Raw genomic sequence first — 20,623 nt, 5'->3', positions numbered from 1 at the left:
CAATCTGGAATGCCCCGTCTGATCCTCCGGGCCGATGGCAACGCCCGCATTGGGCTGGGCCACGTGATGCGGCTGCTGGCCCTGGCCGAAATTCTGCGGCCCGATTTCCCGGAAATTAGGTTTCTGCTTCGGGAGCCTGATCCCGCGTTACAGGAATTGCTGGAATCTACAGGGCTAGCCGTAGTTTCCCTCCCGCTTCAGCCCTTAGTAGAAGAAGCCACTTACCTAGTGCGTCAGGAACTGCGGCCTACCGATGTCGTTGTGCTGGACGGGTACGAGTTTCGCTACGACTACCAGAATACGCTCCGAGGTGCTGTCAACCGCTTGGTCTGCCTGGACGATCTGCACGCCTATCCCTCTGCGGCCGACTTAATACTGAACCCAGCGGGCGGCCTTACCAGACAACAGTATGAATTGCGCCAGCCGGGAGCCCGCCTGCTCAGCGGCCCCGCATATGCCCCGCTTCGCGCCCCTTTTCGTGCCCCGGCTACCGGGGAAGCCGCTGCTCCGCAAACGGTGCTCGTGTGCCTGGGCGGAGCCGACCCTACCCACCAAACCCAACGGGTGGCTGCGGCTTTACTGTTGCTACCCACCGTTCAGCAGGTGCATGTAGTCGTGGGCAGCGCCTACCAAGGCTGGGAAAGCCTACTTGGCTGGGCGCAGGAGCAGCCGCGGCTTACCCTGCACCGCAGCCTTTCGGGGGCCGACCTGGCCAACCTGATGCAGCAGTGTGGGGCGGCCGTCTGCTCAGCCAGCACGGTGAGCTACGAGTATGCCAGCCGAGGCGGGTTGCTTTTTTTGCTGCCTACCGCCGATAATCAGTACGATATTGACCACTATCTGCGCGAAGCCGGCCTCGCTCTGCCGTATACCGCGGCTGCTAACGTGCTGACATCCCCGGAGGCGCATCGGGTAGCGGCGCGCTTACGCACTGCTCAGCAACGGGTCTTCGATGGCCTGGCTCCTACCCGCCTGCGGCAGGAGTTCAAGGCCCTGCTGTTGCCCCCACCTCCTTTTTATCTTCGTCCGGTAACAACTGCCGACGCAGCGCTACTGCTTGCCTGGGCCAATGACCCACTGGTAAGGCAGTTCTCCTTTAACCCCACGCCCATTACGCCCGCTCAGCACGCGCAATGGCTGGCGGCCAAGCTGCAGGATAGGCATTCCCTGCTTTTGCTGGCTCAGGAAGCGGCTACCGACCAGCCCGTAGGCCTTATCCGGTTTGCCATCGAAGGCGACGAAGCCACGCTGAGCTATCAGCTGGATGCCGGGTTTCGGGGACGGGGACTAGCGCCGTTGCTGCTGCTGGCCGGGGTGCGCCGTCTGGTCGAGCATTTTCCGGCGGTTCGGCGGGTGCTGGGCCACGTGCAGGCCGCTAACGTTGCCTCGGTGAAGGCCTTTGAGCGGGCTGGGTTTATGCTAGCACAGGATGCACCCGCTCATATGGCTTCCCTGACTTTTGAATGGTTACATTCTTAATTTACAGTCTATATCTCGCGGATGAATACCCTTCCTGAAGTACGTGATAACTCCCAACGTGCCCAATTAACTATTGCCTTATTCTGGTCGATTATTCTCACCAATATTGCCTCGATACTGCTGACTAAGCAAGCAGCAGCATTTCCTAACGCTTTTTCAGAAACTGCAACCGGATTTGGCACGGAGGAAATATGGGGAATCGTAGCAACCCTTCTTGGGCTTAGTCAAGTGGCTGCTACTTTTCTGGGCTCAGTGTTTTTCCTGCAGTGGTTTCGGCGGGCATACTTCAACATCCGGGAGGCTGGAATCCGGACCCAGCACACTGATGGTTGGGCAGTAGGAGCTTGGTTTATACCTTTTCTAAATTTTGTGCGCCCATACACCATTATGAAAGAAGTGTGGTATGGCACCCTGCAGATGGCTGGCCGTTACCGCGGCCACACCTTACTACGGTGGTGGTGGATAGCGTATCTAGTGCACAGTGTTACCATTAACTATGAGTCAAGCAGTGCAGCGAATGCCACGGACGACAACTCGGCCTGGGCACTAATCTCAACGTTTTTTGATATAGCCTCCGCTATTCTTACGCTAATAGTGGTCCGCTACGTGCATGAAGCAGAACAAGAAGCTTCCTACCGCCTCCAAGTTGGAACGTTAGGTCAGGAGGAGGCCAAGGCACAAGAACTACTGCCCACGCAGGAAGAATACTGAGCCTAGCTGCTGGCTTCGTATTTTTGTCTTATGACTTTCTCCATTGGCTCCCGCCTAGTTGGCCCCGACCAGCCGCCTTTCATTATTGCCGAGCTGAGCGGCAACCATAATCAGGATTTGCAGCGTGGGCTGGCCATTGTGGATGCCATGGCCGCTGCGGGGGCTCATGCCATTAAGCTTCAGACCTATACGGCCGATACGATGACGCTGCCGGGGGCCTACCGCATCGACGACCCCACGTCTTTGTGGTATGGTCGCGAGCTGCATGAGCTCTACCAGGAAGCCCACACGCCCTGGGAATGGCACCGGCCCCTTTTCGACCGGGCCCGGGAGCATGGTATGCTGGCCTTCAGCTCCCCTTTTGATGAAACGGCGGTCGATTTCCTGGAAACCCTGGAGGTGCCGGCTTACAAAATAGCCTCCTTCGAAAACACCGACTGGCCTTTGCTGCGCCGCGTAGCTGCCACGGGCAAGCCCATCATTATGAGCACCGGGGCCAGCACGCTCGCCGAAGTAGCCGAAGCCGTGCAGGTGCTGCGGGACGCAGGCTGCCAGGAGCTGATCTTGCTGAAATGCACCAGTACGTATCCGGCCACGCCCCAAAACACGAATCTGCGCACCCTGCCCCACTTTCAGCAGCTTTTCCCCGATACGCTGGTGGGCCTTTCCGACCATACCATGGGCGTGGGAGCGGCCGTGGCCGCCGTGGCCCTGGGGGCTTGCGTAGTGGAAAAGCACGTAACCCTGCGCCGAGCCGACGGAGGCGTAGATTCCGCCTTTTCTCTGGAGCCCGAAGAAGTGGCGCAGCTGGTTACGGAAACGGAACGGGCCTGGCAGGCACTTGGGCAGGTGCAATACGGCATTCAGCGGGCCGAGGAAAAAAGCCGCCTCTACAAACGCTCTTTGTATGTGGCCCAGGACATTGCAGCGGGTGAGGTATTCACCAAAGAAAACCTGCGCGTAGTTCGGCCCGGTGACGGTCTGCCTCCCCGGTATTTCGACCAAGTACTCGGCAAGCCCGCCCGCCAAGCGCTGCGCGCCGGGACTGCCCTTACCTGGGACGCACTGTAAATGGCGACGGTCTTGGCCGCCGCTACGGCCCGCCTGCGCAACATCCTGCAGCTCCGCTTCACGGACTTATTTGCCCAGCTGCCTGCACACACCCTGGAAGGAATTTCCCCAGCCAACCCGCTGCGCCGCCTCGCCAAAATGGCTGGCTACGCGGGGCTGCGGCTGGTGGGCAACGTATTCAAGCCCATTCGTAACCCCGAGCAGCTGCGCGGGGCCTTGTGGCTCTACGTAGTCAGCCAGAACAACTACGACGCCCTGCATTTCATCCGGGAGGCCCGGCCCGATAGTGTACTGGTTGCTGGCCAAAGCAAACAGATCGGGCGCTACAACCAGAAAGTCAACCGACTATCCTTGCGGCGAAAGCTCCTGTACTACTGGCAGTTCCCGCTGGTTTTGCTTGGCCTTCTGCGGGCAGTTGGCGGGCGAGCCTGGCGGTTTTGCGACCTGATATTCAGCGCCATCGGCTATTACGAGGTATATCGACGGGCCTTACGTCACTATCGGCCCAAAGCCGTGGTTTTTGCCAACGACCATAACGACGATGCCCGGGCCCTGCTGCTGGCTTGCCGCGTCGAAGGCATTCCGACCGTTTACCTGCAGCACGCCAGCGTGAGCACCAACTTCCCGTCCCTGGAGTTTGATTTAAGCTTGCTCGAAGGCCAGGATGCCTTAGATAAATACCGGCAGTGTGGACCAGTCCGTGGAGCCGTGGAGCTGGTGGGCATGCCCAAAGCCGATGCCTTTCTGGCCCACCGTAACAGAAAATCCAACATCCAGCAGGTGGGCTTAGCCTGCAACTTGCTCGATGATCTGGCTGCCATAGCGCAGGTAGTAGCCTACTTGCAGCAGGAGCTACCCGACCTGTCCGTCACCTTACGCCCCCACCCGAGCGACAATCGTGACTTTACTCAGCTCAAACGCCAGCACCCGCAACTCCGCATTTCCGATGCGCGCGGGCAAACCGTTTTTGAGTTCTTAGCCCAGCACGACGCGCTGATTGCGGCCGACACTAGCACCCACCTGGAAGCTACTTTGCTGAATCTGGCCAGCATTTACTTCCGCATGGGTAGCCCAGCCTCCTTCGATGATTACTATGGGTATGTAGCGCATGGCCTCATTGACCGCGCCGATACCTTACCCGAATTGGGGAACACCTTGCGAGCTTATCAAAAGTATAAACCAGCTGATTTGTACTTGCGGGCTACTTACTACAACGCTACCCTGGGTACCCCCGATGAAGGCCGTAGCAAAGAAGTTGCACTTCGTAAGTTGGTGGACTGGCTGGAATAAAGTTATTTTGTAGAATTCTCATTTCACGCTAGATACTTCTATGCTACCATATTTACCTTTTAAATCAGTTATTGTTTCATGGGTTTGGCTTGGAGTATCGATCTTTCTGTTAGCCTGTAAGCCAAGTTTGGCACAAACATTACCTGGCCCTGGCAATTCATTGACTTTCAATGGGTATAATACTTATATAGACGGTGGAGTTGGCAACCGAGGAATAACGAGTAGAATTACTGTAGAAGCTTGGATAAAAACCACTTCACTCGCAATACAGTTTGCAGCTACAAAATATTCTAATTCCAATTTTGAGGATAAGGGTTTTCAATTGGGAACTTCCGCTGGTAAAGCCATTTTCAATGGCCGTGCTGGAAAGGGCCAGTATTTTGGATCCGGCTCATCGTCCACCTTTGTAGCCGATGGTCTCTGGCACCATATAGCTGGCGTATGTGATGACAACACTTGGAAAATTTATGTAGATGGAGCTCTTGAAAGTACCACAACATATCCGTATTCAGGGGGAAACTTAGCGAGTAACTACCCATTATCTTTAGGTAGCTATTATGTGCTTGATAACTGGTACTTCTCCGGCGAAATTGACGAGATAAAGCTGTGGCGGACGGCCCTTACGGCCGAGCAGATTCAGGCCAACATGTGCCGCAAGCTGACGACGCCTCCAGCGGAGCTGGTTGGTTACTACACGTTTGACCAAAGCAGCGGCACCACCGTTATCGATAAAGGAAGTGTGCCGGTGAATGGCACCCTGCAGAATTTTGGCAATGCCCCCTGGAAGCTCTCCGGTGCGCCTATCGGCGACTTGTCAGCATCGATTTACGGCAGTAACCTTAGCAAAGCCAAGCTGGGTTTAAAAGCGGCTAATCGAGACTCGGCCATTGTCAGCAGCCTAGCACTTACGGATGGGGTGCAGTTGTATGCCGTGAATCAGGCCCCGTCAATAAAGCCCGCCGGCAGTGCTACGGATACTTACTTTGGTGTGTTTAGCCGGGGCAGCACTGGCACTTACCAGCTGCGCCTACACCCCGAGGCTGGTGCCAGCAGCTGCACGGACCTTTACACCCGCTCGACCAACACCAACACCTGGACGGAAGCGGCGCCCGTGTTCAGCAATGAGAGCTTAGTACTAGCGGCTCAGTCGTACCGGAGCGAGTACATTCCGGTATCCTCCGCCGGGGATGGAGGAAAAGTTGACATAACGGGTGGAACGCTGCTTTGCCCGGGCAGCGCGCTGCAGCTGGGTGTTTCCGTGCCCGGCGCGTCTGCGTACAAGTGGAGCACCGGGGCCACTACCTCCACAATTTCCGTTACCCAGGCAGGTACTTACTCCGTTACGTTCACGCTGGCCGGGGGCTGTACCATCACGGGTAGTCAAACCGTGGTAGCCCCCACATTGGCCCTGGAAGGCGAAACCCTGCTGTGCAGCGGGAGCAGTGTTCAGCTGCGGGCCGTGACGCCAACCGTCGGGGTTTCCTTTAAATGGAACACCGGCGCGACTACCGCCACCCTGGCGGTAACAAAAGCCGGTACCTATACCGTAACGGCCACCTTCCCCAACGGCTGCACGCTGACCAGCAGCCGCACCATCAGTATTCCCACATTACAGCTTACTGGTCCCTCGCTTGTATGCCCTGGCACCACCGTGCAGCTGAAAGCGCAGGCCGCGCCTACGGCTACCTACAAATGGAGCACCGGGGCCACCACCGCTACGCTACCCGTAATGCAGGCAGGAACCTATACCGTGACGGCCACTTTTGCCAATGGCTGCACGCTCACCTCGTCCACTACCCTCAGCGCGCCGACGGTACGCGTTACGGGGGCAACCCTGTTGTGCACCAACAGCACTACTACCCTACAGGCCACGGCTACTCCAGCTACGGGTGCTACCTTCCAATGGAGCACCGGCGCCACTACGGCGGCCATTCAGGTAACCAAGCCGGGCACCTACCGCGTCACCACTCAGTTCCCCAGCGGCTGTACCGTCACCAGCCAGCACACGGTGGTACAACCCGCCTTGAAGCTGAGTGCTGATACGCTCCTGTGCCCCAATGGCACGTTGCAGCTCCGCGTTCAGGCCATTACGGCGGGGGCTACGGGAGTGCGCTGGAATACCGGGGCCACCACCGAAGCCCTCATCGTAGCTCAGCCTGGTACGTACACCCTGGTAGCCACGTATCCGAATGGCTGCCAGGTAGAAGCGCGCCGCACCGTGGTTCAGCCCAAGCTCACGCTGTCGGCGGATACGGTATTATGCGCTGGCAGGGCGCTTTCTCTCACCCCAACGCTAACCGTGGCAGGAGCTACTTACCGCTGGAGCACCGGGGCCACCACAGCCAGCATCAGTCCAGCGCAAGCCGGTACGTATACCCTCACCGTCACCTACCCCAATGGCTGTACCCTGACGGCGAAGCGCACGGTTATTCAGCCAGCCGTGGCTATTGCCGGAGCTACCCAGATTTGTGCGGGCGGCTCGGTACAGCTCCAGGCGACGGAGGGCAAGGGCGTTGCTTACAAATGGAATACCGGGGCCACCACAGCCGCTATTTCGGTAACCAAACCCGGCACGTACTCCGTCTCGGCTACTTACCCGGGCGGGTGCACGGTCACGGATGAGCACACCGTCATGCTGTTCCAGCCCACACTCACGATTACCGGCGACTCGCTGCTATGCCCGGGCGCGGCCGTAGTCCTTCAGGCCGTTGGGCAGGGTGCTACCTCCTACCGGTGGAGCAATGGCACCACCACCGCCAATGTTTCCCTTGCAGCCACTGGCACGTACACCGTCACGGCTACCTATCCATCGGGTTGCTCCATCAGCAAGCGCGTAACGGTTCGGGCGGCGGCAGCTATTCCCAACTTCAGCCTCGGGGCCGACACAACCGCCTGCGAGGGAGAAGCCATTACGCTCCGGGCACCGCAGGGCGAATTTCTGACCTACCGCTGGAACGATGGTACTGCGGGCCGCACCCTCACGGTGCGGCAGCCGGGCACCTACTCGGTGCAGGTCAGCAATGCTTGTGGTACCCAAACGGCCTCCCGGTCTATCCAGCTTGAGCTGTGTGTACCCAACATCATCACGCCCAACGGCGACCGTAAAAACGACACCTTCCAGCTGCTGGCCACGGCTACTGGTACCTGGTCTTTAACGGTCTTCAACCGCTGGGGCAAGCAGGTGTATACCACCAGCCGGTATGCCAACGACTGGGGCGCTACGGCCGCCGCGGGTGCCTACTACTTCGTGCTGCAGCGGGCCGATACGCGGAGCACCTACAAAGGCTGGCTAGAAGTGGTACGGTAAGGCGCTGTATTCCCGTATTTTCGGCGCATGGAAATCGACACCCTGTACGGCCGTGACATTCCGGAAGCGGCGGCTTCCGGTGTTTCGCGTGCCAGCCAAACGCGGTACGTGCTACAGCACTTCTGGCAGTGCTACCCAGGCCCCGAAGCCTTGCGCACTTCCGTGGAAGGGCAAATGGGCAAGCAACTGCAGATAGAGGATCATGCCCAAGGCTTTTTCGATGACGTAGCGCCTTTTCCACCCGAGCCCACCTGGCACGAGTGGCTCGGTCAGCGGATACCGTTCTTCTTCACGTCGGAAGGTCCGCTGCTGGAACTGCTGCCGGAACAAAAGGTCCTCGTTCGGGCCGACCTCATTTCGGCGGCTTTCTATCTGCTCAGCGGCTGGCAGGAGTATTTCTCCGCGGAGCGTGATCAGCACGGACGGTTTCCATACGCCGCCAGCGTGCAGCAGCGCTATGGCTTTGTAGCCGTGCCCGTCGTCAACTACTATTTCGACGTGCTCAGAAAGGCCATAGAGCACGTGACCGGCCAGCTACTGCACCCGCGCTGCTGGGCTGGCAATGCCCAATGGGCCGCCTTCATCACCCACGACATCGACAGCCTGCACAGTGCCTGGAAGGCTCCGGCCAAAGCAGCCCTGCGCCAGGGGCGGCTACTCAGCTTTGGCCGGCAGTTCTGGCGGCACTTTAAGGAGAAAGACACCTGGGATAATCTGGCGGAGGTGCAGCAAACCGTGGCAGGCTACGGAGCTAAAAGCACTTTTTTCATTCTGCCTGAAAATGAAAAAGCCGCTAACGGCACTCCCAATGCAGATTATCAGCTGACTACTATCCAGGCCCAGTGGCCTGCGCTGCAGGCAGCCGGTGCCGAGGCGGCGGTGCACGCCAGCATCGGCACTGCTCGCAACCTGAGCCAGCTACAAACCGAGGCCGCCGCGGTAGGCAAAGCTACGGTGCCGCCTCTGGGCTTGCGGTTTCATTACCTGTGCTGGGAACCGCGCTCCACCCCGCAGCTGGTGCAGCAGGCGGGGTTTTCCTATGACTCCACCTTGGGGTTTGCCGAGCATTTTGGCTTTCGGAATTCCTTTTGCCAGCCATTCTACCCTTTCAACTTTCAGACCGGCGCTGCCTGTGACTTCCTGGAAATTCCGCTGAACGTGATGGACGCCACACTCTACCACCCGCGCTACCTGCAGCTGAAACCAGCGGAAGTGCTGCCGGCCCTGCTGCCCATGCTGACGGAAATAGTGCGGTTCGGGGGCGTGTGCACGGTACTTTGGCACAACGAGAACTTCGACCCGGTCAACCACCACAACGGCCCCCGCGAGTTCCACGCCCTCATGAAGTACCTTCGCAGCCGCAACGCGTCCTTTGTCAACGGCCGGGATATTTGTGAGTGGATGTGACAGGACCCATACATCGAATGGCTCCTTACTCATTCACTTATTCACTCATTCACTCATTCACTTTTGGGCATCGTTCAGCGGCAGGGGCTGCGCAATACCATTATTTCCTACCTCGGGCTGGCGCTGGGTTTTCTCAACACGGCCTTCATCGTGCCGCGCTTTCTGGCCGCCAACCAGTTGGGCCTCACGAGCACCTTGCTGTCTATTGCCACCATTTACGCCCAGCTCTCCGCCCTGGGCTTTGCCAGCGTGGGCATCCGGTTTTTCCCGTATTTCCGCAATCGGGAGGCCGGGCACCAAGGCTTCTTGCCCTTGCTGCTGGGTATTCCGTTGCTGGGGTTTGGCTTGGTCACGCTGCTCTACCTGAGCGGAAAGCCGCTGGTGCTGGGCTTCTACGAGCACGCCCAGGACCGCGCCCTTATTAGTTCTTACTACGGCTGGGCCGCGGGGCTGGCGCTGTTTGTGATGCTCTATTCCCTGCAGGATGCCTACCTGAAAGGGTTGTACCACACGGCGTTTTCGTCGTTTGTGCAGGAAATCCTGCTGCGGGTGCTGCAGGCCGGCGCGGCAGTACTCTACGGGCTGGGCTACTTGTCATTTCACGGCTACGTGCTGGCGTACATCGGCACTATGAGCGGCATTGCGCTGCTACTCACGGTTTATCTGGCGTACATCGGTGAGCTGCACGTGCGGCCAACCACGGCGGCTCTGCGGGTGCAACCGATAAGGGGTATTCTGAGCTTCGGGGCGTTTGCGCTGCTGGCCAATATCTCGGGCACCATCATCATGAATATTGACACGCTGATGGTGAGTTCCCAGCTGAACCTGGCGGCGGCGGGTGTGTACAGCATTGCCTTTTTCATCAGCACAGCCCTCACGCTGCCGGCCCGCTCGCTCAACAAAATTGCCTTTCCGCTGCTGGCCGACTACTGGAAGGAAAATGCCCTGCCGCGCATGGCTGCCTTCTACCGCGACACTACCCGCCTGAACGCCGTGCTGGGCTGCTACCTGGCCCTGGGCATCGGCCTGAACCTGGATTTCATTTACGGCCTGATGAACAACCCGGCCCTGCAGGCGGGCACCACGGCCGTGCTAGTGCTGCTGGCCGCACGTCTGTTTGATGGCATCACCGGGCTGAACGGGCTCATCGTCGTCACTTCTCCCCGCTACCGCTACGACTTACTCTTCAACGTGTCGCTGGCGTTGGTCACCATTGGATTGAACGCCTTGCTCATTCCCCGCCTGGGGCTGACGGGCGCCGCCGTGGCTTTTCTGCTGGCTATTGTCAGCATCAACTTGGCCCGCACCTGGTTTGTGTGGCACAGCTACCGCATGCAGCCCTTCACGGCCCGTATCCCGCTGATTTTGCTCAGCGCGGCCGTTGCCGGCGGCGCGGCTTGGCTAATGCCAACTTTCAATTCGGCGCTGGCCACCATGCTCTTGCGCTCTACGGTACTGACGATAGTGTACGCCGCGCTGATATTGCTCACCAAATCAGCCCCGGAAGCCACGGCGCTGCTGCAAAAATTCCGCCGCCAAAACCCGCCAGCCTGATTGCACTCTCGCCGGTTAGTGCAGGCCCGCAGTCAAGGGCCTCTCCGATGAACTTCGGGAAGCCCAGGCTAGTTGATGACACTCATTGGAAATCATTAGGGTGAAATGGCATAACCCGCCAATAAAGTTTTTTCAGGATGGTAGATGGGCCCTATCTATTGGCTGGTCCTAAGCAAAGCAGCAGTCGTAGAAATTGTATTCTTACCACACTACCCAGCTGGCAGCCAGATTGAAAACCACTATTCTCTAAGTAGTCGATTAGAGCCCCCTGAGTTAGATATTTCCGATAAATCAGCGGCTCTCTTCCCTGGTAGGCAGCGGCTCGCGAGAAAAGAAAATTTGGAACTATAAAATTTCGGCTCGTACATTTGTCTTACCAATTCTTTACCCCCCAAAGGATTGTTTTTATACAGAGGCGTGGAGAGACAGGCTCTAGGAAACGCCGGCAACCAGCGGACCATCCGAAACGGTGCCAAGTCCTGAACATATAAAAACAACAAGCCGTGAACTACTTGTCCAACCTCGCCACTGCCTCCGCCACCTCCATTGCTGTACAGCATGGGTGTTGTGCTATGATGGGCATGGCGTGTTGTTGCTAGTTCACACCCCTCCCTTTCCCGGCGCCTAGGCTAAGCTCAGCCTTGTAAGGAGCTGCCATGCGTGGCAGCTACTATCCCTGCCCACGCCCATTCACGCCCTGCCGTACTTGCCCAGCTGCCTTTGCCGCACGCTGGCCGCTACTTCGGGGCTCCATCTGGCCGAACCCCTGCCCTCTTACGGCGGGTTCTTCTCCCCACTTCCTGTTCGTATGCCCGCAGCCTCAGCCGCGTTGGCCGTTCCGCAGCTGGACGACCTACGCCTTCAGCTCACGCAAGCAACTGCCCTGGAGCGGTTGCGCCTGGTAGCTTCCCTGCACCCTACTTCGGCGGTTTTCTCTACCTCGTTTGGCTTGGAAGACCAGATTATCACCCACTTGATTTTTGAGTTCGACTTGCCCATCCGGGTGTTCACGCTCGATACGGGCCGCAACTTCCAGGAAACCTACGCCACCTGGAACAAGACCCTGCTCCGGTACCAGAAGCCGATTGAGGTGTTTGCCCCGCGTCAGGACAGCGTGCAGACCCTGCTTTTGGAGAAAGGCCCTAATTCCTTCTACGAAAGCGTGGAAAACCGCAAGGAGTGCTGCTACATCCGCAAGGTAGAGCCCCTGAACCGCGCCTTGGCCGGGCAACAGGCTTGGGTAACGGGCATCCGGGCCGAGCAGTCCCAGAACCGCCAGACCATGGAGCCCGTGGAGTGGGATGCAGCGCATAACCTGATTAAAGTACACCCGCTCTTCGACTGGACCTGGGACGAGGCCGTGGCCTTCACCCAGGAGCACGGCATCCCGGTGAACACGCTCCACAAACAAGGCTTCGTGAGCATCGGGTGCGCGCCCTGCACCCGCGCCATCAAACCGGGCGAGGACTTCCGTGCCGGCCGCTGGTGGTGGGAAGACCTTTCGGCCAAGGAGTGCGGCCTGCACGCCACCGCCGTGCACAACGGCCCCGACCCGGTGGTAGAGCCGGTGCCCACCCACTAAGTAACAAGCAATACCCGTTTCGTATGAGTACCCCTTCCTTCGATTACCTCGACCGGCTGGAAGCCGAAGCCATCCACATCCTGCGGGAAGTAGCCGGCCAGTTTGAGCGGCCCGCCCTGCTGTTCTCGGGTGGCAAAGATTCTATTGTGCTCACGCGCCTGGCTGAAAAGGCGTTCCGTCCCGGCCGCTTTCCTTTTCCCTTGGTGCACGTAGATACCGGCCACAACTTCCCCGAGGTATTGGCCTACCGCGATGCGCTGGCCGAGCAGTTGGGCGAAAAGCTGATTGTGCGCAGCGTGGAGGATACTATCCGGCGCCAGCGCCTGCGCGAGCCGGTGGGCAAATACCCCAGCCGCAACCCGCTGCAGACCTACACTCTGCTGGAGACCATCGAGGAGTTTGAGTTTGATGCCTGCATTGGGGGAGCCCGCCGCGACGAGGAAAAGGCCCGCGCCAAGGAACGCATCTTCTCGGTGCGCGACGAGTTTGGCCAGTGGGACCCCAAGCGCCAGCGCCCCGAGCTGTGGAACATCTACAACGGCCGCATTCAGAAGGGGGAAAATGTGCGCGTGTTCCCGATTTCCAACTGGACAGAGCTGGACGTGTGGCGCTACATCCAGCGCGAAAACATTGCCTTGCCCGACATCTACTTCGGCCACGAGCGCACCTGCGTGGTGCTGCCCTCGGGCCAGCTGCTAGGTCTTACCGAGCACATTCGCCTGGAAAAAGACGATGAGATTGTCACCCGGCAGGTGCGCTTCCGCACGGTGGGCGACTCCACCTGCACGGCCGCCGTGGAAAGCGACGCGGCCACGGTGGAAGACATCATCCAGGACCTGCTCCTGGCCAAGGTAAGCGAACGGGGCGCTACCCGCCTCGACGACAATATCTCCGAAGCCGGCATGGAAGACCGCAAGCGCAACGGGTATTTCTGATTAATAGAGGTGAGAAGTTAGAGCGTAGAACATAGATAGTTCCGTCTCCCTCTTCTCAGTTCTAAGCTCTAACTTCTAAGATCTAACGACTTTGGACCTTCTCCGATTTATTACTTGCGGCAGCGTAGACGACGGCAAAAGCACCCTGATTGGGCGCCTGCTCTACGATTCCGAATCCGTGTCGCTGGATGTGCTGGCGGCCCTGGAAAAGCGCCAGGCCTCGGGCGGCGTGGTGGACCTGGCTTTGCTCACCGACGGCCTGCGCGCCGAGCGGGAACAGGGCATCACCATTGATGTAGCCTATAAATATTTTACCACGCCCCGCCGCAAGTTCATCATCACGGATGCCCCCGGCCACGTGCAGTACACCCGCAACATGGTGACCGGCGCCTCCAACGCCGACCTGGCCATTGTGCTGGTAGATGCGCGCCAGGGCGTGATTGAGCAGACGCGCCGCCATACCCTCATTGCTGCCCTGCTGGGCATCCGCCACTTCGTGCTGGCCGTGAACAAGATGGATTTGGTGAACTTCGATGAAACCGTTTTCGACCAGATTGCGGCCGATTACGCCGCCCTCACCGACCACTTCCAGCTTCCCACGGCCACGGCCATTCCCCTCAGCGCCCTGAATGGCGACAACGTGGTAAGCCGCTCCAAGCACCTGCCCTGGTATACGGGCCCCAGCCTGTTGGAGCACCTGGAAAGCGTGCCTGGCGCCGTAGAAACCGCAGCTGCTCCTCGCTTTCAGGTGCAATATGTCATCCGCCCTCAAACGCCTGAGCTACCCGACTACCGCGGCTACGCGGGCCAGGTGCTGAGCGGACAGTACCGTCGCGGCGACCGGGTGCGCGTATTGCCCTCCGGCTCGGAGACAACCATTGAAGCAATTGAAGTAAATCAGCAGGAGGTGGAAGCCGCCTCGGCCCCGCAGGCGGTGGTTATCCGGCTGCGCGATGATGTGGACGTAAGCCGCGGTGACTCCATTGTACCGGCCAGCGACGAGCCCACGCTTACCCGGGAGCTGGAAGCTACCTTGTGCTGGATGAGCGAGCAGCCCCTGTGGCCGGGTCGGAAGTTGCTGCTTCAGCATCACTCGGCGCTGGTGAAAGCGGCCATTCCCACCATTCTGCACAAAGTGAACGTGCACACCTTCGGTCGTGCTGCCGCCGACTCGGCCCAGCTCAACGACATTGTGCGGGTGCGCCTGAAAACGGCCGTGCCAGTCGCCGTGGATAACTACCACCAGAACCGGGCCACCGGCTCCTTTATTCTGGTAGACGAGCTCAGCGGCGACACGTTGGCAGCTGGCCTCATTGGCGCGGCCAACGCCAACTACTTCACCGCCCCCGAGCCTTCGCCGGTAGCCTTTTCCATCTAGCCCTCCAGCCCATTATGCTTTGGCTTCGCTCAGCATAATAGCCTCCCTTTAATCTACGCATTCCTCTTTCAATACATGAAAACGCCCCGTCTGACCGTCCTTGGAGCCGGCCCCGGCGACCCGGAGCTGCTCACGCTCAAAGGGGCGCGGGTGCTGGGTGAAGCCGACGTCATCCTCTACGATGCCCTGGCAAACCGGGAGCTACTGCAACACGCTAGGCCGGACGCCGTGCTGGTATCGGTGGGCAAGCGGCGCGGCATGCGCAGCTTTTCCCAGGACGAAATCAATGCCCTGATTGTAGAGCACGCCCACCGCTCCGGCCACGTGGTGCGCCTGAAAGGTGGGGACCCATTCGTATTTGGGCGGGGCCGGGAGGAAATGCTGTATGCCGAAGCCCATGGCTTGCGCACCGACTACGTGCCCGGCATCAGCAGCGCGGTAGCGGCGGCGGGCAGCGTGGGCATTCCGGTCACGCACCGGGGCGCCAGTGAAGGTTTCCGGGTGATTACGGCCACCACGGCTACCGGCGAGCTGGCTTCCAGCGTGGCCGAAGCCGCCCGCTCCCGCGCTACCACCGTGATACTGATGGGCCTGGGTGAGCTGCCCAATATTGTGCAACTCTACTGCGCGCAGGGCCAGGCCGAGACGCCCGCCGCCATTATTCAGAACGGCACCCTGTCCACCGCCCGGCTGGTAACAGGCACCGTAGCCGAACTACCGGCCCGGGCGCTGGAAGCCGGCATCGGGGCCCCGGCCATCATCATCATTGGGGAAGTGACGCGGCTGGCCACGCCCGAAGTGCTGACGCAGGCCCTACCCACCGTTTTTGCCGATGCCTCTTACGCCGAGGTGGCCTGATTTACCTACTCGGACGGATTTCCGGCCGGTTTTCTACTGACTTCCCTCTACGCCGTCATCCTGTTTTTGCCATGTCCATCACCTCAACTTTCACGCTGCCCCTGGGTCTGGATGACGCCAGCCTTCAGCAGTTCGCGGGCGGCCTCACCGAGCAGCAGCTGCTGTGGCTGAGTGGGTACTTCTACGGCCGCTCGGCTGGTGCCGCGGCAGCTCCGGCGTCTTTGCCTGCTACCTTAGTTGCCGCTGCGCCGGCTGCTGATACGCCCCGCCTGACCATTCTCTTCGGTTCCCAGACCGGCAACAGCAAGAAGGCAGCGGGCTTGGTAGCGGAAGCAGCGCGGCAGCGCGGCCTGGCCGTGGTCGTGCGCGACATGAATGACTACCCGACCAAGGAGCTGAAAAACGAGCAGCAGCTGTTGGTGGTGGTAAGTACCCAGGGCGAGGGCGACCCGCCCATTGCCGCTGAGGAGCTGCACCAGTTTCTGCTCAGCAACCGCGCCCCCAAGCTGCCCAACCTGCGCTTCGCCGTGCTGGCCCTCGGCGACAAAAGCTACTTGCAGTTCTGCCAGACTGGCTTCGAATTCGACCAGCGCCTGGCCGAGCTAGGCGGCAAGCGCCTGCTGGAGCGCGTAGACTGCGATGTGGAGTTTGAAGCCGAAGCCCGCCGCTGGGCCGAGCAGGTGCTGGCGCTGGTGTCTCAGCCGGCTCCGGCCGCTGCCCCAGTTGCCACTGCGCAGCCTTCCGTGCAGGTAAACCAGCTGGTGGCCGCGGGGGAGGCTGACGTGGAAGAAAAGGTGGAATACACTAGCCACAACCCTTTCGCCGCGGAGCTGCTGGAGAAAATTCAGCTGAACGGCCGCGGCTCCACCAAGGAAACCTACCACTTAGAATTCTCCCTGGCGGGCTCCGGCATTGCCTACGAAGCCGGCGACGCGCTGATGGTGCAGCCCGTGAACCAGGAGGCCTTGGTGCAGGAGGTAATCCAAGCTGCGCGCTTGAATGCCACGGCCCCGGTAAAGCTCAACGACACGGAATTTGACTTGCACACGGCCCTGGCCGAGAAGCTGGAGCTGTCGGTGCTCACGCGGGACGTGGTGGAACGCTACGCCGCCGTGGCCCCGCAGCACCCCAAGCTGCGCGACATTCTCACCAACAAAGCCCAGCTGCCCGACTACCTCTACGGCCGCGACGTGGCTGACCTGCTCACGGAGTTTCCGGTAGAACTATCGGGCCAGCAGCTGGCGGCGGTGCTGCGGCCTCTGCCGGCCCGGGCCTACTCCATTGCCAGCTCTCTGCTGGCTCACCCCGAGGAAGTACACCTCACCGTAGGCGCCGTGCGCTACGAAACCAATGGCCGCCGCAAGCACGGCGCCTGCTCGGCCTACCAGGCCGATGCGCTGACCATCGGCGACACGGCCCGCGTGTGGATTGACCGCAACGAGTACTTCAAGCTGCCTCAGGATGCGGCTACCGACATTATCCTGGTGGGCGCGGGCACCGGCGTGGCCCCGTTCCGGGCCTTCGTGGAGGAGCGGGCCGAAACCGGCGCGGCCGGCCGAAACTGGCTGGTGTTTGGCAACCCCCACTTCACCACCGACTTCCTGTACCAGACCGAGTGGCAGCAGCACCTGAAAAAAGGCACGCTGGACCGCCTCGACGTGGCCTTCTCCCGCGACCAGCAGCAGAAAGTGTACATCCAGCACCGTCTGCTTGAGCAAAGTGCCCGCCTTTACGACCAGCTCGAAAACGGGGCCTACTTCTACGTGTGCGGCGATAAAAACCGCATGGCCGCCGACGTGCGCCAGGCGCTGCTCACCATCATTCAGCAGGAAAGCGGGAAAGACGCCGACTACGCCGCCGACTACATCAAACAGCTGCGCAAACAGCGCCGCTACCTGGAAGACGTGTACTAGTCAGCCCAGCAACCAATCAAGCTCCCTTAGCCCAAACACTACTTACTCAGTCCAACCAGATGCGCGTTTCGCAAAGACGATGTTGTAGTAGCCGGTAAAAGCCGCCGTGTGCCTGACCCGAGCCGCTTACCGCTACGCCCCTAAGGCACCCTGGAAGCCCCGGCTTCCCTCCTTTTCTGCTGGCTCCCCCAGCCCAGTCTACTCCCTTCTCTTTCTCCTCCAAACGCCTTTTCTGTGATGAAGAAGTACTACGCTTCTTTCTGGATTCTCCTGATCTTACTGTTTGCCAGTCTGATGGCCGCCCAGGCCCAGGACCAATTGATTTCCATCAGCGGCACCGTCCGCGAAAAAGACACCCAACAGCCCTTGCCTGGGGTAAGCGTAAACGTAAAAGGCGGCCTGATGAGCGCCCAGAGCGACGCCAGCGGCAAATTTGTGCTCCAGGCCCGCCTGCGGTTTCCCTTCACTATCGTCTTCAATATTATCGGTTACGAGCCCCGGGAGCTGGAAATTGCCAGCGGCAGCCAGCCCATTGCCGTGCAACTGGAATCGAAGCCCGTGCTGGTGAACGAGGTGGTCGTGTCGGCCTCCCGGGTGGAGGAAAGCCGGCTCCGCTCCCCGGTAGCCATTGAAAAGCTCGACATCCGTGCCATTAAGGAAACGCCCGCGCCCAGCTTCTACGACGCCCTGGAGAACGTGAAGGGCGTGCAGATGACCACCAGCTCGCTTACCTTCAAAGTGCCCAATACCCGCGGCTTCAACATTCCCAACAACTTCCGCTTTATGCAGCTGGTGGATGGGGTAGACATGCAGGCGGCCACCCTGGGCGTGCCCCTGGGCAACGCCATCGGGCCCACGGAGCTGGATATTGCTTCTGTGGAAATTACGCCCGGTGCCGCCTCGGCCCTGTACGGCATGAATGCCATCAACGGCATGGCCAACCTCACCACCAAAAGCCCCTTCACCTACCAGGGCCTGAGCGTGTACCAGAAAGTGGGCGTCAACCACGTGGATGGCAAGGACCGCGCCCCCAGCGCCCTCACCGAAACGGCCGTGCGCTACGCCCAGGCCATTGGTAGCCGCTTTGCCTTCAAGCTGAACGGTTCCTACCTGCACGGCACCGACTGGCTGGCCGACACCCAGATTGACCAGAACCCGCAGAACCTAAACTCGGCCAACCCACGCTTCCCGGAGCTGAGCGGGGCTAACAACCCCGCTGCCGACCTCTGGAACCGCTACGGCGACGACCGCAGCGGCAACGTGGCCATTCCCATCACCTACCAGGGCAAGACGGAAACCTTCAACGTACGCCGCACGGGCTACTACGAGAAGGATTTGATTTCGCCCACCGTGCGCAACCTCAAGTTCGACGGCGGCCTGTTTTACAAGTTCACCGACAAGCTGGAGCTGAGCTACGGCTACCGCTACGGCCTGATGGACGGCATTTTCCAACGCGGCAACAAAATTCAGCTCAAGGATGTGTCGGTGCAGAACCACAAGCTGGAGCTGCGCGGCGCCGACTACTACGTACGCAGCTACGTGCTGGTAGAAAACACGGGGGACTCCTATAACCTGAACCCGCTGGCTTTGAACCTGGATTTGCAGAACGGCGCCACGGCCCTCACTACCGGCTCCGGCCCCAAAACCAGCTGGGCCGATAAGTTTCAGGCCGAGCTGCAGAAGCAGGTAGACGCCGGCACCGACCTGGCTGCTGCCATGCAGGCGGCCCGCGCTGCCGCCGATGCTGGTCGGGCCCAGCCCGGCACCGCCGCCTTCGAGCAACTGAAAAACACCATCACGGGCATCAACAACTGGGACAGCGGCGTGAACGTGCCCGGCGCCCCGGCCACCGGCGGGGCCGCCCTCTGGCAGCGCAGCCGCACCTACCACAACGAAGCGCAGTGGAACCTGGGCCAGCGCATCAAGTTTGCTGACGTGGTGATGGGCGCCGACGCCCGCATCTACGAGGTCATTCCCGACGGCAACAACTTCGTGGACTTCTCCAAGCCCCTGGCCGACCGCAACACGCCCGGCGGCAATAACCTGTACTACAAAAAGTACGGCGCTTTCGCCCAGGCCACCAAGCTGCTGTTCCAGGACCGCCTCAAGCTGAACGCCTCCCTGCGCGTGGACTACAACCCCGAGTTCAACCCCAAGCTGAACCCGCGGGTGGCCGCCGTGTACACCATTGCCCAGCGCCACAACCTGCGCGCTTCCTTCCAGAACGGCTGGCGCTTCCCGGCCTTGTTTGAGGCCCTGTCGTTTGTGAACAACGGCAACGTGCGCCGTGTGGGCGGCCTGGCCCGCGTAAACGAAGGCCTGGGCTTCCTCGAAAACTCCTACACGCTGACTTCGCTCGACAACTTCACGGCCGCTGTGAACAAGGATGTGGCCGCTGGTACTCCCCGCAACGAGGCCGCCCTAAAAAACCGGGACGTGCTGCAGGTAGCTAACCTGCCCACGGAAGAGCCTGAGCACATCAACGCCTTCGAGGTAGGCTATAAGAGCGTGCTGCTCGACAACAGCCTGGCCCTGGACATCGACGCCTACTACAACGAGTACTCCGGCTTCCTGGGGCAGGTGGAAGTAGCCGTACCGAAATCGGGGCCGGTGCTGACGGACGCGGCCGTGCTGGACATGCTCTCCCGCTCCAAGCAGGACCGTTACCGCGTGTACACCAACGCCCGCAACACCTACCGCAGCTACGGCTCGGCCCTGGGCATCACCTACAACTTCTACCAGAAGTACACGGTGGCCGGCAACGTGAACTACAACAACATTGCCGCCAACGAGGAAAAGGATGTGTTCATCACGGGCTTCAACACGCCGAAGTGGACCACCAACCTGAGCTTCGGCAACCGCGAGATTGTACGCAACGTGGGCTTTAATGTGGTGTGGCGCTTCCAGGATTCCTTCTACTGGGAAAGCCAGCTGGCCAACGGCCAGATTCCGGCCTACTCCACCGTAGACGCCCAGGTGAACGTGCGTATTCCGGCCCTGAAGTCGACCATCAAGCTGGGTGGCACCAACCTGCTCAACAACCGCTACATCCAGTACGCGGCAGGCCCAACCATTGGCGGCCTCTACTACGTGGCCCTCACCTTCGACAACAACATCATCCGCTAGCTGCTCCGCTCG

13 protein-coding genes and 1 riboswitch are annotated in these 20,623 nt (G+C 60.0%); all 13 genes read left to right on the top strand.

Annotated features, from left to right (window positions below):
* The first annotated feature begins 9 nt into the window (after positions 1 to 9).
* The 13 genes from pseG to HER32_RS18435 all read left to right on the top strand — a co-directional run bounded on the left by pseG (position 10) and on the right by HER32_RS18435 (position 20,611).
* Positions 10 to 1,479, top strand: a complete 1,470-nt coding sequence (gene pseG / locus HER32_RS18495; protein WP_168682948.1) for a UDP-2,4-diacetamido-2,4,6-trideoxy-beta-L-altropyranose hydrolase — start codon at positions 10 to 12, stop codon at positions 1,477 to 1,479.
* Positions 1,480 to 1,500: 21 nt separating this feature from the next.
* On the top strand, positions 1,501 to 2,190 hold the full coding sequence (locus HER32_RS18490) for a DUF4328 domain-containing protein (protein ID WP_168682947.1): 690 nt from the start codon (positions 1,501 to 1,503) through the stop codon (positions 2,188 to 2,190).
* A 30-nt stretch (positions 2,191 to 2,220) separates the two neighbouring features.
* Complete coding sequence (gene pseI / locus HER32_RS18485) at positions 2,221 to 3,261, top strand: pseudaminic acid synthase (protein WP_168682946.1); 1,041 nt, start codon at positions 2,221 to 2,223, stop codon at positions 3,259 to 3,261.
* Complete coding sequence (locus HER32_RS18480) at positions 3,262 to 4,551, top strand: hypothetical protein (protein ID WP_168682945.1); 1,290 nt, start codon at positions 3,262 to 3,264, stop codon at positions 4,549 to 4,551.
* Positions 4,552 to 4,591: 40 nt separating this feature from the next.
* Positions 4,592 to 7,858 carry a LamG-like jellyroll fold domain-containing protein gene (locus HER32_RS18475; RefSeq protein ID WP_232066307.1) on the top strand — a complete coding sequence of 1,089 codons (3,267 nt, stop codon included), beginning with the start codon at positions 4,592 to 4,594 and terminating at the stop codon, positions 7,856 to 7,858.
* Between the two features lie 27 nt (positions 7,859 to 7,885).
* A complete protein-coding gene (locus tag HER32_RS18470; RefSeq protein ID WP_168682943.1) occupies positions 7,886 to 9,265 on the top strand; it encodes a DUF7033 domain-containing protein in 1,380 nt (459 codons plus the stop codon).
* Between the two features lie 63 nt (positions 9,266 to 9,328).
* Positions 9,329 to 10,819 (top strand): polysaccharide biosynthesis C-terminal domain-containing protein, encoded by a 1,491-nt coding sequence (locus HER32_RS18465; RefSeq protein WP_168682942.1) that lies wholly within the window; start codon positions 9,329 to 9,331, stop codon positions 10,817 to 10,819.
* 402 nt (positions 10,820 to 11,221) lie between these two features.
* Positions 11,222 to 11,313, top strand: a riboswitch (SAM riboswitch).
* Positions 11,314 to 11,627: 314 nt separating this feature from the next.
* Complete coding sequence (locus tag HER32_RS18460) at positions 11,628 to 12,401, top strand: phosphoadenylyl-sulfate reductase (RefSeq protein WP_168682941.1); 774 nt, start codon at positions 11,628 to 11,630, stop codon at positions 12,399 to 12,401.
* Positions 12,402 to 12,424: 23 nt separating this feature from the next.
* Positions 12,425 to 13,336, top strand: a complete 912-nt coding sequence (gene cysD / locus HER32_RS18455) for a sulfate adenylyltransferase subunit CysD (RefSeq protein WP_149070611.1) — start codon at positions 12,425 to 12,427, stop codon at positions 13,334 to 13,336.
* A gap of 91 nt (positions 13,337 to 13,427) precedes the next feature.
* Positions 13,428 to 14,714: a sulfate adenylyltransferase subunit 1 gene (locus HER32_RS18450; RefSeq protein ID WP_149070610.1), complete on the top strand. Its 1,287-nt coding sequence runs from the start codon at positions 13,428 to 13,430 to the stop codon at positions 14,712 to 14,714.
* Positions 14,715 to 14,789: 75 nt separating this feature from the next.
* Complete coding sequence (cobA, locus tag HER32_RS18445; RefSeq protein ID WP_168682940.1) at positions 14,790 to 15,572, top strand: uroporphyrinogen-III C-methyltransferase; 783 nt, start codon at positions 14,790 to 14,792, stop codon at positions 15,570 to 15,572.
* Between the two features lie 71 nt (positions 15,573 to 15,643).
* Entirely contained in the window at positions 15,644 to 17,485 is a 1,842-nt protein-coding gene (locus tag HER32_RS18440) for an assimilatory sulfite reductase (NADPH) flavoprotein subunit (RefSeq protein WP_168682939.1), read from the top strand.
* A gap of 237 nt (positions 17,486 to 17,722) precedes the next feature.
* On the top strand, positions 17,723 to 20,611 hold the full coding sequence (locus HER32_RS18435; protein ID WP_168683327.1) for a TonB-dependent receptor: 2,889 nt from the start codon (positions 17,723 to 17,725) through the stop codon (positions 20,609 to 20,611).
* The last annotated feature ends 12 nt before the right edge of the window (positions 20,612 to 20,623 follow it).

Source organism: Hymenobacter sp. BT18, from assembly GCF_012273015.1.
GTDB lineage: Bacteria > Bacteroidota > Bacteroidia > Cytophagales > Hymenobacteraceae > Hymenobacter > Hymenobacter lutimineralis.
The sequence above is the reverse complement of the archived record's forward strand: the minus strand, read 5'-3'. Positions and strand labels throughout refer to the sequence as shown.

Coding starts and splice junctions, on each gene's coding strand:
- cobA (WP_168682940.1), top strand. CDS start 14,790: ATGAAAACGCCCCGTCTGACCGTCCTTGGAGCCGGCCCCGGCGACCCG.
- cysD (WP_149070611.1), top strand. CDS start 12,425: ATGAGTACCCCTTCCTTCGATTACCTCGACCGGCTGGAAGCCGAAGCC.
- HER32_RS18475 (WP_232066307.1), top strand. CDS start 4,592: ATGCTACCATATTTACCTTTTAAATCAGTTATTGTTTCATGGGTTTGG.
- HER32_RS18435 (WP_168683327.1), top strand. CDS start 17,723: ATGAAGAAGTACTACGCTTCTTTCTGGATTCTCCTGATCTTACTGTTT.
- pseI (WP_168682946.1), top strand. CDS start 2,221: ATGACTTTCTCCATTGGCTCCCGCCTAGTTGGCCCCGACCAGCCGCCT.
- HER32_RS18440 (WP_168682939.1), top strand. CDS start 15,644: ATGTCCATCACCTCAACTTTCACGCTGCCCCTGGGTCTGGATGACGCC.
- HER32_RS18460 (WP_168682941.1), top strand. CDS start 11,628: ATGCCCGCAGCCTCAGCCGCGTTGGCCGTTCCGCAGCTGGACGACCTA.
- HER32_RS18480 (WP_168682945.1), top strand. CDS start 3,262: ATGGCGACGGTCTTGGCCGCCGCTACGGCCCGCCTGCGCAACATCCTG.
- HER32_RS18470 (WP_168682943.1), top strand. CDS start 7,886: ATGGAAATCGACACCCTGTACGGCCGTGACATTCCGGAAGCGGCGGCT.
- HER32_RS18490 (WP_168682947.1), top strand. CDS start 1,501: ATGAATACCCTTCCTGAAGTACGTGATAACTCCCAACGTGCCCAATTA.
- pseG (WP_168682948.1), top strand. CDS start 10: ATGCCCCGTCTGATCCTCCGGGCCGATGGCAACGCCCGCATTGGGCTG.